This window comes from Streptomyces sp. DSM 106670, assembly GCF_055792845.1.
In genome coordinates this window covers 5,109,236-5,122,426 of record NZ_CM147704.1, presented here as the reverse complement: position 1 = coordinate 5,122,426, position 13,191 = coordinate 5,109,236, and the positions used below count along the sequence as shown (strand labels likewise).

Genomic DNA, 13,191 nt, shown 5'->3' with positions numbered 1-13,191 from the left:
CCTACATCTGCGCCTGTGTCGTGGCGGGTCCGTCGTGGTGAGTCTTTGGTGAGCCCCCCGGAGCATCCTTCGGCGAACAGCACGAACACAGCACGAACAGCACCACGAGCAACACGCGATCACCCGATCACCCGATCCCGACCTATGGAGAGTTCACATGCGCAGCATCGTTCTCGGCGCTCTCGGCGCGGCCTGCCTGGCCGTGGTGGCGCTCGGCACGGCCCCCGTCGCGGCGGCGGCCCCGGCCAAGGCCGCTCCGCAGGGATCCGGCTGGGAACCGGCCCCCTCGGACCCGTGGGACGTACCGGCGGGAGAGCGGTGTGCCTTCCCCATCCACGGCGAGCCCATCGTGGACGAGGTCGTCCGCCGCGAACTGCCCGCGCCCGCCGAGGACGTGACGCGCAGCATCTACAAGGGCGACCTCGTGGTCCGGGTGACGAACAAGGAGACCGGGGCCTATTACGACGCCGACTCCAGCGGTGTCGCCCTGATCGACGAGTACGCCGACGGGGCCCAGCGCTGGCACATCCTCGGCCCGGTGCTGCTCGGCGTGGGCGAGGGCAATCTGCCCCGGGGCATGTGGCTGGTCAACGGCGCCTACAAGCTCCAGTGGAGCGCGGACCGCGTCAAGACGGTGACCGGCGCGGTGCTGTCCAAGACCGACGTCTGCGCGCAGATCGACTGAACGGGAGCTGGGCGGCGGGCCGTTGACCTCACGCACTGAGCAGGGACGGCTCGCCGCCGTACGCACGGATCTCGCGGCACTCCCCGCAGCACCCCGGCACGGACGACCGGAAGGCGCGGTCGCAGTCGTCGCAGGTCTGGAGGGGCACGACGGGCACGGCGGCGGCCCGGGGCGGCGGCAGCAGCGCGATGAGCCGGTGCCGCAGCAGCTTCGCCGGGTGCCGGAGGGGTACGGGCGGATCATCGGTGAGCGCCGCCCGTACGGCCTCCGGCCGCATCCCGCGCTCCAGCCAGGCGGCGACGCCCGGGGTGAGCCGCTCCACGTCCGCCCCGGAGAGGACGAAGAGGGGCGCGCCGACGTGCAGCCCGGCGAGCAGCCGCGCGGCCTCGGCGGACAACGCGGCGCTGGGCTCGCACGGGACGGGCAGCGGCCGGGGCGGCGGCTTGGGCGCGGTGGGCGGCGGCACGAGACGGGGCACGGGCGCGGGCTCTGCTACGGGCTCAGACACGGGCACGGCTTCCGTCACGGCCACGGCCACGGCTTCCGTCACGGCCACGGGCACGGGCACAGGAGCGACCTCCGGCACCGCCCTCACCGCGCCCCGGGCCGCCGCCTCCGGGTGGTTGTACGACTCCGTACGCGTGGCGAATCGGCCACCGCAGCCGCGCTCCCGGGTCCGGCGCAGAAACCCGTGCCGCTCCAACTCCCGTAGCGCGGCGGCGATACGGACCTCGCTCTCCGGGAAGATAGCGGCCAGCGCCTTGACGCCGACGCGCCGCCCGGCGGGCAGCGACTGAATGTGGGTGCCGAGGCCGATCGCCAGCAGGGACATGCCCCGGTGCTGGGAGAGCCGGTTGGAGATGATCGTGTAGCCGTCGGTGAGCCGGATGTTGATGTGTACGACACCGGCGGACGGGGCGCGCGGGGGCGCGCTAACCTGCTGGGTATCCATCGGGAAGTCTCCGCTTCCTCGTTGGTCAGGCCTTCGGTCGGGATGCCAGTCCCGGCCGGGGGCCGTCTCAATGTCTGATGTTGTGGTCAACGTGAGCATATGCCCGCCAACAGGTCATAAATCCAGCCCGGTTGGCACACTTCACCCATGCGAGTGACCAGGGGGTTGGGTCGGGTTATTTCTCCCGTACTCAAAGACAAGTACTTAAAAGCCTTTACGTCGTGGGTCACCGCGTCGCGGCGGACCGCGACGCGGTGCCCCACGCTCCCGGCGACCTCTCCCACCCCACCGGATCGCGACCGTCACGATCCGGTGAGCGCCACCTCGGCCCAGACCGTCTTGCGCGGGAACGGCCCGTGTTCCGTACCCCACCGCACCGACAACGCCTCGACGAGCAACAGCCCGCGCCCGCCCTCGGAGTCGGCGCCCGCATCCCGCTTCTCCGGGAGGCGGTCACCCCGCGTGTCGGCGACCTCGATCCGCAGCACGTCGCCGTACACACTGAGCAGGATGCGGAAGTCGCGCCCGGGGACGTATCCGTGGAGCGCCGCGTTGGTGGCCAGCTCGCCGATGACGAGGCTCGCGTCCTCCAGCGGCAGCCCCCAGGAACGCAGTTGCTCGGTGGCGAGGAGGCGGGCGAGCCGGGCGCCCCGGCGGGTGGCGGAGAGCTGCACGGCGAACTGTCCGGTGCGTGCACGCGGGTGGGTGATTTTTCGGTTCACGTCACTCAGCGTGGCCGCCCGTATCTACGCTGAGAAGGACTGACACGGGTACGGACCGTCACTGTCCCTGGTGTGTACAGGCCTGTCCCCGTACGTACGGTGCCCGCCGCGCGGGCGCACGGGATGAAGGCGGGACGGCAGATGATCGACGGAACCGAAGAGGACCGGGAGTTCGGCCTGGAGGACGACTCCGGCGCGGTCATCGCGGCCGTGGGCCGGCAGATCAAGCTGTGGCGCGAGGAAGCCGGGTTACGCGCCGCCGAGCTGGGCTCGATCATCGGGTACAGCGAGAACCTCGTCTTCAAGGTCGAGGGCGGGAAGCGCATTCCCAAGCCGGAGTTCCTAGATAAAACGGACGCAGCCGTCGGGGCGAACGGCAAGGTCTCGGCGATGAAGAAGGACGTGGAGGAGGCGCGGTATCCGAGGAAGGTCCGCGACCTGGCGAAGCTGGAGGCGGAGGCGATCGAGCTCGGCGCGTATGCCGGGGTGGTGATCCACGGGCTGCTCCAGACGGAGGAGTACGCCCGCGCGCTGTACGCACAGCGGCGGCCCGCGTACGCGGAGGACGACATCGAGCGCCTGGTGGCCGCTCGGATGGCCCGGCAGGTGGTCTTCGACCGCCGCCCCGCTCCGCTGCTGACCTTTGTCCAGGAAGAGGCGACGCTCCGGCGGCGGACCGGGGGCAGAATGGTCCTGCGACGCCAGCTCGAACACCTGCTTGAGCTGAGCCAGTTGCGGCATGTCGAGATCCAGGTCATGCCGACGGAGGCGGAAGAGCACGCGGGCCTCGGTGGCTCACACCGCATCCTTAAGCTCAAGGACGGAAAGACCGTCGGGCACAACGAGGTTCAGCTCATCAGCGGGCTGATCACCGATCCGAGGCAGGTGCAGATCCTGGAGATGCGCTACAACCTCATCCGGTCGCAGGCCCTCACGCCCCGGCTGTCGCGGGAATTCATCGAGAAACTGCTGGGAGAGACATGAGCACCCCCGAGCTGATCTGGTTCAAGAGCAGCTACAGCACCAACGACGGCCCCGACTGCGTCGAGGTCGCCACCGCCCCCACCACCGTCCACGTACGCGACTCCAAGCAACTCCCCACCGGCGGCCCCCACCTCGGCTTCACCCCGGCCGCCTGGAACGACTTCGTCACGTACGCGTCGGAGGCCTGAGCCCCGTCCGTACCGCCGGTCCCCCTGGGCTCTCCGGGGGGACCGGCCCGCGCGAAACTCCCCGGCGCACACCGCGCACCGGGTGCTAGCCTCCCGTTCCGATCGCCCCGCCGCTCGTCCCCACCGCCTCCACCTGCCCATTCGTCGACACGCCGCGCGCACTGCCCGCGCCCGGCCCCCCACCGGTCGCGTCCGCAGCCCGAATCCAAGGACCGACGTGTCTCCGACCGCCCCCGAACTGATCCGCGCGGAGTTCGACCTCTGCCGCCAGATCCCCTCCCTCGTGGACCTCCGCACCGCCGTACGCGGGAACGACTGGGACACCGTGGAGGCGTACTTCGACTTCCTGGACGACGAGGACGAGCGGGCCGTGGCCGCGAACCTCGTCGCCGACCTCAGCTCCTCCGAACGCTTCCTGGAACGCGCGGTCGCCGACCACGGATCGCCGCTGGCCCGCACACTGCTCGCCGCGCGCTACATCGTCGTCGGCTGGGACATCCGCAGCGGGTACACGGCGGAGCACGTGTCGCGGGAGCAGTTCCAGCAGTTCCACGGCTGGCTGCGGCGGGCCGAGCAGCTGCTGATCGGCGTGTGCGCCGACGAACCCGCGTACGCCCTCGCGTGGACGTCCCGGCTGACGACCGCCCGGGGTCTTGAGCTCGGGGCGAGCGAGGCGCGACGGCGGTACGACCGGCTGGCGGAGCACCACCCGCACCACATCCAGGGCCAGATCCTGCTGCTCCAGCAGCTGTGCCCCAAGTGGGGCGGGCGCTGGGAGGACGCGTTCGGCTTCGCCCGGGAGTGCACGGCGGCGGCCCCGGCCGGAAGCCACACGGGCCGGCTGGTGGCGCAGGCGCACCTGGAACGCTGGCTGGACGACAGCGACGACCGGCCCAGCGACTACCTGCGCGCGACGGAGGTCCGCGACGAGGTCCTGGCCGCGGCCGACCGTTCCGTACGGCACCCGGACTACCGGCCGGGCTTCCACTGGGTGGGCGACCACAACGACTTCGCGGGCGCGCTGAGCCTGGGCGGTCACCACCGGGAGGCCGCCCCGTTCTTCCGCACGCTCGGGGACAAGGCCACCGAGTACCCCTGGGGCTACTGGGGCGACCGGGAAGTGCAATTCCTCAAGCACCGCAGACGCGCGATGGCGAAGGGCTGAACCGACGATGACACAGCAGACCGACGGCCCCGCCGCCGTGACTCCCGACGACATAACCACCGGCTCCGGGTTCATCACCAGCACCGAGGTCGACCGCATCCCGACCCTGCTCGCGCCCACGTCCGGCGGCGGCCCGGTCACCGCCGGGCTGTACTTCCGGGTCGGGGCCGCCGACGAGACGCTGGCCACGGCCGGCCTCACCCACCTCGTGGAGCACCTGGCGCTGCACCGGCACGGCGTCTCGGACCTGCACTACAACGGGTCCACCGCCGCCACCCACACCCACTTCGTGGTCTCCGGCACCGCCGAGGAGGTCGTCGCCTACCTCAACGGGGTCTGCGCCTCCCTGCGCGACCTGCCGGTCGAACGCCTCGCCACCGAGCGGGAGATCCTGCGCACCGAGCAGGCGGGCCGCAGCCGGGGCCCCAACCACCAACTGCCGCTGTGGCGTTACGGGGCCCGGGGCTACGGCCTCGTCAGCTACCCGGAGTACGGCACCCTGCACCTGACGGCCGACGCGGTGCGCGACTGGGCCGCGACCTGGTTCACCCGGGACAACGCGGTCCTGTGGATGACCGGCGACACCGTGCCGGAGGGCCTGGACCTGACCCTGCCCGCCGGGCGGCGACAGCCGCTGCCCGCGCCCACCTCGGCCCTGCCCGTCACCCCCGCCTACCTCACGGGCGGCAGCGGCGGAGTGGTCCTGGACGGCATCGTGCGGCGCAGCACGGCGGCCTCGCTCTTCGCGGAGGTGCTGAGCCGGGCGCTCTTCACCGACCTGCGGCAGAAGGGCGGTTACTCCTACACCGCCGACTGCGGCTACCACCCGCGCGACAACGACCACGCGACCGTCACCGCCTACGCGGACGCGCTGCCGCAGAAGCAGGACGCGGTGGTCGGCGGGTTCATCGACGTCCTGGCCCGGCTGCGGGCCGGAACCATCGAACAGGCCGAACTGGACTCGGCGCGGGCGAAGTTCCTCAAGCAGTACGAGATCCCGGACCTCGGCGCCGCCGCCCTCCCCTCGTACGCGCTGAACATGCTCACGGGGCACGAGAACCTCACCCCGGACGAGCACCGGGCGCTCCTGGCCGACGTCACCGTCGAGGACCTGCGCGACGTGGCCCGCGAACTGTACGACTCCGCGCTGATCCAGGTGCCGGGGCGGGCCGTGGACTGGGCGGGCTTCAGCGAGGCGCCCCAGTGGTCGGGCCCGTCGTCCGGCCCCGACCCGGCGGGCACCGTGCACCGGTCCCGGGCGAGCGACGCCGTGAGCCTGGCCGTCGGACCGGAGGCCGTCACCCTGGTCACCCCCCACGGGCGGATCTCCGTACGGTACGACGCGTGCGCCGCGATGCGCGTCTTCCCGGACGGGGCCCGGCACCTCATCGGCTTCGACGCGTTCGTGGTGGAGGTGGAGCCGACGCTGTACGCCAAGCTCACCCCGGACCGGATGGCGGTCATCGACGCGGCGGTCCCGGCCGCCGCCGTCGTCCCGATGCCGGAGCGCGACCCGGACGGGATCCCGCAGCCGGCCGAACGACGCGGCGGGCTGAAGGACCGCGCGCTGGGGATGCTGCGCTCGCTGCGCCCGGGACGCGGCTGAGGGGCGGGGCCGGGCAGGGCGGCGGCCCGGCCTTCCCGCTCCACGGGCCGCCCGTGAACCTTTCCGCCCACTGCGGGCAACAGGGGTGACAGCCACACCGACCGACGCACCCTGGAGGCGCAGTGACCGGACCACCACCTCCGGCCCGCCCGGGCACCGAACGTGACGGGAGAGACGACGGCAGGGACGACGCCGACGTCATCACGCAGTCCCTCGACGAGCCCGAGCTGTTCGCCGGGCTGTACGACCGGCACGCCCCGGACATCCACCGCTACGCCGCCCGCCGCCTCGGGGAGGGCGCGGCGGACGACATCACGGCCGAGACGTTCCTCATCGCGTTCCGCACCCGGGACCGCTACGACACCGCCCACCGGCTGGCCCGGCCCTGGCTGTACGGCATCGCGGCCAACCTGATCGGCAAGCACCGCCGTACCGAGGTGCGCGCGCTGAAGGCGCTGGCCCGGACGGGGCACGACCCGGTCGCCGCGTCCTGGAGCGACCGCTCCGACGACCGGATCGCCGTCCAGGCGCCCCTCGCGGGGGCACTTGCCGCGCTCTCGCCCGGCGACCGGCACGTTCTGCTGCTGGTCGCCTGGGCGGACCTCGGCTACCAGGAGGTGGCCGAGGCGCTCCGGATACCGCTCGGCACGGTGAGGTCCCGGCTGAACCGGGCCCGCCGCAAGGTCCGCGCGTCCCTGAGCACCGACCCCGCGTTCGTCTCGGCCGAACAGGAGCTGACCCCGTCATGGACGAAATGACCCGACTGCGGGAGCTGCGCGCCGACGCCCCCGTACCCGACCGTGCCGCCCTCGCCCCGGGCCGCGAGCGGCTGACCGACGCCATCGCGGGCACGGGCCGCCGCAGCACCTTCCGGGCGCGGGCCGACTGGCGGATCGCCTCGCTCGGCGCGGTGGTGGCGATCACCGCTGCGGCGCTCTTCGTCACCCAGGTCGTCGACACCTCGGACCCCCGGCAGTCGGGACCGGCGACCGTGGCGGGCGACCTCGACCTGTCCGGCCCGGCCGCCGCCCTGGGGCGGGCCGCCGACTTCCTGGACCGGCAGGAGGTCCCTCTGGAGCCGCGCTCCGACCAGTGGATCTACCTCCGGGAGGTGGATGCCCAGCAGGAGAGGCAGTGGGCGGAGCTGCCGGCCGAGATCCGGAAGAAGGTGCAGCCCACCTACACCCCGGACTCCTGGATCCCGTACGACGACAAGGCCGCGGAGAACGACGCGTCCGACACCGACTACCAGACGGCCCGCGCGTCCTACCGGCTCGCCGCCGGCCTGCCGGAGGACCCCGAGGCGCTCCTCGCGAAGCTGCGGAAGGTCTTCCCCACCGGCAGCGGCCCCGACGGCGCCCCCGAGGCCGAGGACGAGCACAGCTTCCGCGCCCTGTCGGTACTGCTGGAGTCGTACCCGATCCCGCCCGACGCGCTGGCCAGGATCTACCGGGCGATGGCCACGGTCGACGGCGTGGAGGTGACCGACCACCTGATCCGGGACGCCTCCGGCCGCCAGGTCATCGCCGTGACCCGCGACCACGACCAGGGGAACACCCGGCGCGAGATCCTCATCGACCCGGTGGACTACAGCTACGCGGGCGAACGTGACGTCGTCACCAGGACACACGAGATCTCCGACCCCCACGGCCTGCCGTCCACGGTCTACCGGCGCGGCGACGTCCTGATCGACATCGCGAGGACCAGGGCGGCCGTCGTCGACGCCAAGGGCCGGAAGCCCTGACCGTACGACAGCCCGTACGCCTCGTACGAAGCCCGGGCGCGGCCCCGGTGTCCGGCACAGGGGAGCGGACACCGGGGCCGCGGCCGTATCCGGGGCGCGGCCCGCACCGCCCCGGCACCCACGTGACCGACCCCACCCCCCGCTCCGTTAAAACTCCCGCAACAATGAACAGGTGATCACCTCACCCGCACGGAGCCCCCAGCGTCGCACCGAGCCTGCGCCGACCCCCTACGTCGACCTCTCGCGCGACGAGTGGAGCGCCCTGCGGGACAAGACGCCGCTGCCGCTGACCGCCGACGAGGTGGAGCGGCTGCGGGGGCTCGGGGACGTCATCGACCTGGACGAGGTGCGGGACGTCTATCTGCCGCTCTCCCGGCTGCTCAACCTGTACGTCCAGGCCACCTCCGGGCTGCGCGGCGCGCTGAACACCTTCCTCGGGGACGCCGGGAACGGCCACGGCGCGCAGCGCGGTACCCCGTTCGTCATAGGGGTCGCGGGCAGTGTCGCCGTCGGCAAGTCCACCAGCGCCCGTATCCTCCAGGCGCTGCTGGCCCGCTGGCCGGAGCACCCGCGGGTCGAGCTGGTGACCACGGACGGGTTCCTGCTGCCGATGAAGGAGCTCCAGGCGCGCGGGCTGACCTCGCGCAAAGGGTTCCCGGAGTCCTACGACCGGCGCGCCCTGACCCGCTTCGTCGCCGACATCAAGGCGGGCAAGGACGAGGTGACCGCGCCCGTCTACTCCCACCTGATCTACGACATCGTCCCCGGCGAACGGCTCACCGTACGCCGCCCCGACATCCTCATCGTCGAGGGCCTCAACGTCCTCCAGCCCGCGCTCCCCGGCAGCGACGGCCGCACCAGGGTCGGGCTCGCCGACTACTTCGACTTCAGCGTGTACGTGGACGCCCGCGCCGAGGACATCGAGACCTGGTACCTGAACCGCTTCCGCAAGCTGCGCGCCACGGCGTTCCAGGACCCGTCCTCGTACTTCCGCAAGTACACCCAGGTCTCCGAGGAGGAGGCGCTGGACTACGCGCGCACCATGTGGCGGACCATCAACAAACCGAACCTGCTGGAGAACGTCGCCCCGACGCGCGGCCGCGCCACCCTGGTGCTCCGCAAGGGCCCGGACCACAAGGTCCGGAAGCTGTCCCTGCGCAAGCTCTGAGTGCGAACCGGGCAGGGGCGGTGTAGAGAGGAAGCATGTCCCGGCGCCGCGCAGGACCCCGCCCTCGGTGGGCGCTGGTCACCATCCCGATCGCGTGGATCGTCGCGGTGTTCGTGATCGATGTCTTCGCGCCGCCCGACATCCATCTCGGTCCGCTGCTCGTCGCGGCCCCGGCGATCACACCGTCGTTCGGCGGGCCCCGGACCGTGGGCCTGGTCGCCGCACTGGCGGTCCTCGCGCAGACGCTCATCGGGATCATCCGCGATCCCGATGAGCTGTTCTCGGCCAACCACGAGGCACAGATCATCGCCCTGATCCTGGTCGGCGCGAGCCTGGTGATCTTCTGCGTCGTACGGGAGCGCCGCGCGAAGGAGCTGACGCAGGTGCGGTACGTGTCCGAGGCCGCCCAGCGTGTGGTCCTGCCCCCGCTGCCCGGGAAGCTCGGCCCCCTGCGCGCCGCCGCCCTCTACCTCGCCGCGGAGGCCGAGGCCCGGATCGGCGGAGACCTGTACGCCGCGGTGCGCACCGGCTCCGGCACCCGGCTGATCATCGGCGATGTGCGCGGCAAGGGGATGACCGCGGTCAATGACGCCGCCCTGCTGCTCGGCGCCTTTCGCGTCGCCGCCCACCGCCGGGCGGGCCTGCCCGAACTGGTGACCTACCTCGACCGCAGCGTGTGCTGGGACCTGGTGGAACCGGGCGAGGCGGGCCGCTTCGGAGAAACCTTCATCACCGCCACCGTCGTGGACATCCCCGACCGGAGCGGCCCGGTCCGGATGGTCTCCTGCGGGCACCCGCCGCCGGTCGTCCTGCGCGACGGCCGGCCGACGACGATGGAAGCCCGCCGGCCCGCGCCCCCGCTGGGCCTGGGCGAACTGGCACATCCGCGCTACCACGTCGAGAGCTTCCCGTTCGAGCCGGGAGACGTCCTGCTGCTGTACACGGACGGCGTCACCGAGGCACGCGACGCCACCGGCGCCTTCTACCCGCTCACCGACCGCATCACCGGGTGGCGCGAGAGCGACCCCGACGCCTTCCTCGACCGCTTCCGGCGCGATCTGCTGCACCACGTCGGCGGACACCTGAACGACGACGCCGCCATGATCGCCGTAACCCGCCCCGCCCTGCCCCGGACGTGAGCGCGCCTCCTCGCCCGGACCTGAGCACGCCTCCTCCTCCGGGCGTGAGCGCGCCGCTCCGGGCCCACGGCAGAGCCCCCGGCGATCCGGGCCGGGGGCTCGTGCCGTGGGACGCTACGCCTCAGCCCAGCGCGGACTTCACCACATCGGCCAGCCGGCCGGCGACGGCCCGGGCCTGCTCGATGTCGGCGGCCTCGACCATGACCCGCACCAGCGGCTCCGTACCCGACTGGCGCAGCAGCACGCGCCCGGTCTCGCCGAGCTCGCGCTCCGCCTCGACGACCGCTGCGGCCAGCTCGGCAGAGGTGTTCACCCGGGTCTTGTCGACGTCGGGGACGTTGATGAGGACCTGCGGCAGGCGCCGCATGACCCCGGCCAGCTCGGTGAGGCTGCGGCCGGTGGCGGCGACGCGGGCCGCCAGCATCAGGCCGGTCAGCGTGCCGTCGCCGGTCGTGGCGTGGTCCAGGACGATGACGTGCCCGGACTGCTCGCCGCCGAGCGCGAAGCCCTCGGCCTTCATCGACTCCAGGACGTACCGGTCGCCGACCGCCGTCTGGACGAGCCGGATGCCCTCGCGCTCCATGGCCAGCTTGAAGCCGAGGTTCGACATCACGGTGCCGACGACGGTCTCCTTGCGCAGCTGACCGGCGTCCCGCATCGCGAGGGCCAGCACCGCGAGGATCTGGTCGCCGTCGACCTCCTCGCCCGCCGCGTCCACGGCGAGGCAGCGGTCGGCGTCACCGTCGTGCGCGATGCCGAGGTCGGCCCCGTGCTCGACGACGGCGGCGCGCAGCAGCTCCAGGTGGGTGGAGCCGCAGCCGTCGTTGATGTTCAGGCCGTCCGGGTCGGCCCCGATGGTGACGACCTCGGCCCCGGCCCGCGCGAACGCCTCGGGCGAGACCCGGGCGGCGGCGCCGTGCGCCTCGTCCAGGACGACCTTGAGGCCGTCGAGCCGGTTGGGCAGGACGCCGATCAGGTGGGCGACGTAACGGTCGAAGCCCTCCGTGTAGTCGGTGACCCGGCCCACGCCGGCGCCGGTCGGGCGGTTCCACGGCGCGCCGGTGCGGTGCTGCTCGTAGACCGTCTCGATCCGGTCCTCCAGCTCGTCGGCGAGCTTGTGGCCGCCGCGCGCGAAGAACTTGACGCCGTTGTCGGGCATCGCGTTGTGACTGGCGGAGAGCATCACGCCGATGTCCGCGCCGAGCGAGCCGGTCAGATACGCCACCGCGGGCGTCGGCAGCACGCCGACGCGCAGCACGTCCACACCGGCGCTGGCCAGGCCCGCCACGACGGCGGCCTCCAGGAACTCTCCGGATGCCCGCGGATCACGTCCGACCACGGCGGTCGGGCGATGGCCCGCGGAGGTGCCCGCCTCGGCGATGACGTGCGCCGCCGCGACCGAGAGTCCGAGCGCGAGCTCGGCCGTCAGATCGGCGTTGGCGACACCGCGTACTCCGTCCGTACCGAAGAGTCGTCCCACTGGTGTCCTCCGAAGTGCTCCGAAACCACAAACCACTGCACAGCAAACGAACTGGCAACCAAACAACACATGCAACGAAAGCAACGCAAAAACGCAAAAGGGCACGTCGGATGGCGTGGCGCGACCGACCTGCGAGATGCGCGACAGCGCTCACCGGTTCGCGGTCCCGTGCGGGCCGATGAACGTCTTATGCCGTTATACGCCCGCGGGGGCTGATAAACGAACGCCCCAGCAGCACAGAGCGTGCCGCCGGGGCGAACGTGACAGTCGAGCAGGCGATATTTAGCGCTTGCTGTACTGCGGGGCCTTACGGGCCTTCTTGAGACCGGCCTTCTTGCGCTCGACCGCACGGTCGTCGCGGGAGAGGAAGCCGGCCTTCTTCAGCGTGGCGCGGTTGTTGTCCACGTCCGCCTCGTTCAGCGCGCGGGCCACGCCGAGGCGCAGGGCGCCGGCCTGACCGGAGACGCCGCCACCCGAGATGCGGGCGATGACGTCGTAGCGGCCGTCGAGCTCGAGCACCTTGAAGGGCTCGTTGACTTCCTGCTGGTGCACCTTGTTGGGGAAGTAGTCCTCAAGGGTGCGACCGTTGATCTTCCACTTGCCGGTGCCCGGAACGATCCGGACGCGGGCAATGGCGTTCTTGCGACGGCCAAGGCCGGCCGCCGGCTGCGGGTCGCCGAAGCGGCCCGCGAGCGACTCGGAGGTGTACTCACCCTCGACGGGGACCTCGGACTCGAAGGTGGTGACCTCGGCGAAGGTCTCCTCGCCCTCGGTGCCCTCGACGGGGGTCTCAACAGTGGTCTCGGCCACGATTCTCCTCAGATCTTTCTGTACGTCTTAGGGGGTGGCCGGAACTACTGCGCGACCTGGGTGATCTCGAACGGGACCGGCTGCTGAGCAGCGTGCGGGTGCTGGTCGCCCGCGTAGACCTTGAGCTTCGAGAGCATCTGACGGCCCAGGGTGTTCTTGGGGATCATGCCCTTGATGGCCTTCTCGACGGCCTTCTCGGGGTTCTTCGCAAGAAGCTCGTCGTAGCGCACCGAACGGAGACCGCCCGGGAAGCCGGAGTGGCGGTACGCCATCTTCTGGGTCTTCTTGTTGCCGGACAGGTGAACCTTGTCGGCGTTGATGATGATGACGAAGTCGCCCATGTCCATGTGGGGGGCGTAGATCGCCTTGTGCTTGCCTCGGAGGAGGTTCGCAGCCGTGGTGGCCAGACGGCCCAGGACGATGTCCTGAGCGTCAATGATGTGCCACTGGCGCGTGACATCGCCGGGCTTGGGGCTGTACGTACGCACTTCGCAGCCTTCGCTTCTTCAGTGGATGGGATCCAGACACACGGCACCTCTGAAGCGATC

Annotated in this window: 14 protein-coding genes; 9 read left to right on the top strand and 5 right to left on the bottom strand. The window is 71.6% G+C overall.

Translation table 11 applies throughout. From position 1 onward, the window contains the following. The first annotated feature begins 157 nt into the window (after nucleotides 1-157). Nucleotides 158-685 carry a hypothetical protein gene (locus ACSMXR_RS22830; RefSeq protein ID WP_137232456.1) on the top strand — a complete coding sequence of 176 codons (528 nt, stop codon included), beginning with the start codon at nucleotides 158-160 and terminating at the stop codon, nucleotides 683-685. A gap of 28 nt (nucleotides 686-713) precedes the next feature. Here ACSMXR_RS22830 and ACSMXR_RS22825 read toward each other — a convergent pair whose 3' ends face one another. Further along, a complete protein-coding gene (locus ACSMXR_RS22825) occupies nucleotides 714-1,637 on the bottom strand; it encodes a hypothetical protein (protein ID WP_473169794.1) in 924 nt (307 codons plus the stop codon). A gap of 302 nt (nucleotides 1,638-1,939) precedes the next feature. Beyond that, nucleotides 1,940-2,359: an ATP-binding protein gene (locus ACSMXR_RS22820; RefSeq protein ID WP_473169793.1), complete on the bottom strand. Its 420-nt coding sequence runs from the start codon at nucleotides 2,357-2,359 to the stop codon at nucleotides 1,940-1,942. Between the two features lie 141 nt (nucleotides 2,360-2,500). Here ACSMXR_RS22820 and ACSMXR_RS22815 point away from each other — a divergent pair, with 141 nt between their 5' ends. The 8 genes from ACSMXR_RS22815 to ACSMXR_RS22780 all read left to right on the top strand — a co-directional run bounded on the left by ACSMXR_RS22815 (nucleotide 2,501) and on the right by ACSMXR_RS22780 (nucleotide 10,353). Continuing rightward, nucleotides 2,501-3,343, top strand: a complete 843-nt coding sequence (locus tag ACSMXR_RS22815) for a helix-turn-helix domain-containing protein (protein ID WP_266487033.1) — start codon at nucleotides 2,501-2,503, stop codon at nucleotides 3,341-3,343. Next, nucleotides 3,340-3,531 (top strand): DUF397 domain-containing protein, encoded by a 192-nt coding sequence (locus tag ACSMXR_RS22810; RefSeq protein WP_381852246.1) that lies wholly within the window; start codon nucleotides 3,340-3,342, stop codon nucleotides 3,529-3,531. Before ACSMXR_RS22815 ends, ACSMXR_RS22810 begins: the two co-directional genes overlap by 4 nt. Nucleotides 3,532-3,748: 217 nt before the next feature. Next, nucleotides 3,749-4,696, top strand: coding sequence for a hypothetical protein (locus tag ACSMXR_RS22805; protein ID WP_364888906.1), 948 nt, complete (start codon nucleotides 3,749-3,751; stop codon nucleotides 4,694-4,696). A 7-nt stretch (nucleotides 4,697-4,703) separates the two neighbouring features. Continuing rightward, a complete protein-coding gene (locus tag ACSMXR_RS22800) occupies nucleotides 4,704-6,302 on the top strand; it encodes a M16 family metallopeptidase (protein ID WP_473169792.1) in 1,599 nt (532 codons plus the stop codon). 122 nt (nucleotides 6,303-6,424) lie between these two features. Beyond that, a complete protein-coding gene (locus tag ACSMXR_RS22795) occupies nucleotides 6,425-7,060 on the top strand; it encodes an RNA polymerase sigma factor (RefSeq protein ID WP_218525072.1) in 636 nt (211 codons plus the stop codon). After that, nucleotides 7,048-8,046 carry a CU044_5270 family protein gene (locus ACSMXR_RS22790; RefSeq protein WP_473169791.1) on the top strand — a complete coding sequence of 333 codons (999 nt, stop codon included), beginning with the start codon at nucleotides 7,048-7,050 and terminating at the stop codon, nucleotides 8,044-8,046. The genes ACSMXR_RS22795 and ACSMXR_RS22790 overlap by 13 nt, the downstream gene beginning before the upstream one ends. Before the next feature lie 172 nt (nucleotides 8,047-8,218). After that, the gene (gene coaA, locus ACSMXR_RS22785; protein ID WP_137232465.1) at nucleotides 8,219-9,214 is read left to right on the top strand and encodes a type I pantothenate kinase; all 996 of its coding nucleotides are present in this window, start codon (nucleotides 8,219-8,221) and stop codon (nucleotides 9,212-9,214) included. A gap of 35 nt (nucleotides 9,215-9,249) precedes the next feature. Continuing rightward, the gene (locus ACSMXR_RS22780; RefSeq protein ID WP_218525074.1) at nucleotides 9,250-10,353 is read left to right on the top strand and encodes a PP2C family protein-serine/threonine phosphatase; all 1,104 of its coding nucleotides are present in this window, start codon (nucleotides 9,250-9,252) and stop codon (nucleotides 10,351-10,353) included. 121 nt (nucleotides 10,354-10,474) lie between these two features. Here ACSMXR_RS22780 and glmM read toward each other — a convergent pair whose 3' ends face one another. From glmM to rplM, 3 genes are all read right to left on the bottom strand, one after another. Beyond that, entirely contained in the window at nucleotides 10,475-11,833 is a 1,359-nt protein-coding gene (glmM, locus tag ACSMXR_RS22775; RefSeq protein ID WP_473169790.1) for a phosphoglucosamine mutase, read from the bottom strand. A 282-nt stretch (nucleotides 11,834-12,115) separates the two neighbouring features. Further along, nucleotides 12,116-12,643, bottom strand: a complete 528-nt coding sequence (rpsI, locus tag ACSMXR_RS22770) for a 30S ribosomal protein S9 (RefSeq protein WP_014154572.1) — start codon at nucleotides 12,641-12,643, stop codon at nucleotides 12,116-12,118. Nucleotides 12,644-12,687: 44 nt separating this feature from the next. Next, nucleotides 12,688-13,131, bottom strand: coding sequence for a 50S ribosomal protein L13 (gene rplM, locus ACSMXR_RS22765; RefSeq protein ID WP_003966932.1), 444 nt, complete (start codon nucleotides 13,129-13,131; stop codon nucleotides 12,688-12,690). Nucleotides 13,132-13,191 lie beyond the last annotated feature (60 nt).

Coding starts and splice junctions, on each gene's coding strand:
- ACSMXR_RS22830 (WP_137232456.1), top strand. CDS start 158: ATGCGCAGCATCGTTCTCGGCGCTCTCGGCGCGGCCTGCCTGGCCGTG.
- ACSMXR_RS22825 (WP_473169794.1), bottom strand. CDS start 1,637: ATGGATACCCAGCAGGTTAGCGCGCCCCCGCGCGCCCCGTCCGCCGGT.
- ACSMXR_RS22815 (WP_266487033.1), top strand. CDS start 2,501: ATGATCGACGGAACCGAAGAGGACCGGGAGTTCGGCCTGGAGGACGAC.
- ACSMXR_RS22810 (WP_381852246.1), top strand. CDS start 3,340: ATGAGCACCCCCGAGCTGATCTGGTTCAAGAGCAGCTACAGCACCAAC.
- ACSMXR_RS22800 (WP_473169792.1), top strand. CDS start 4,704: ATGACACAGCAGACCGACGGCCCCGCCGCCGTGACTCCCGACGACATA.
- ACSMXR_RS22790 (WP_473169791.1), top strand. CDS start 7,048: ATGGACGAAATGACCCGACTGCGGGAGCTGCGCGCCGACGCCCCCGTA.
- ACSMXR_RS22780 (WP_218525074.1), top strand. CDS start 9,250: ATGTCCCGGCGCCGCGCAGGACCCCGCCCTCGGTGGGCGCTGGTCACC.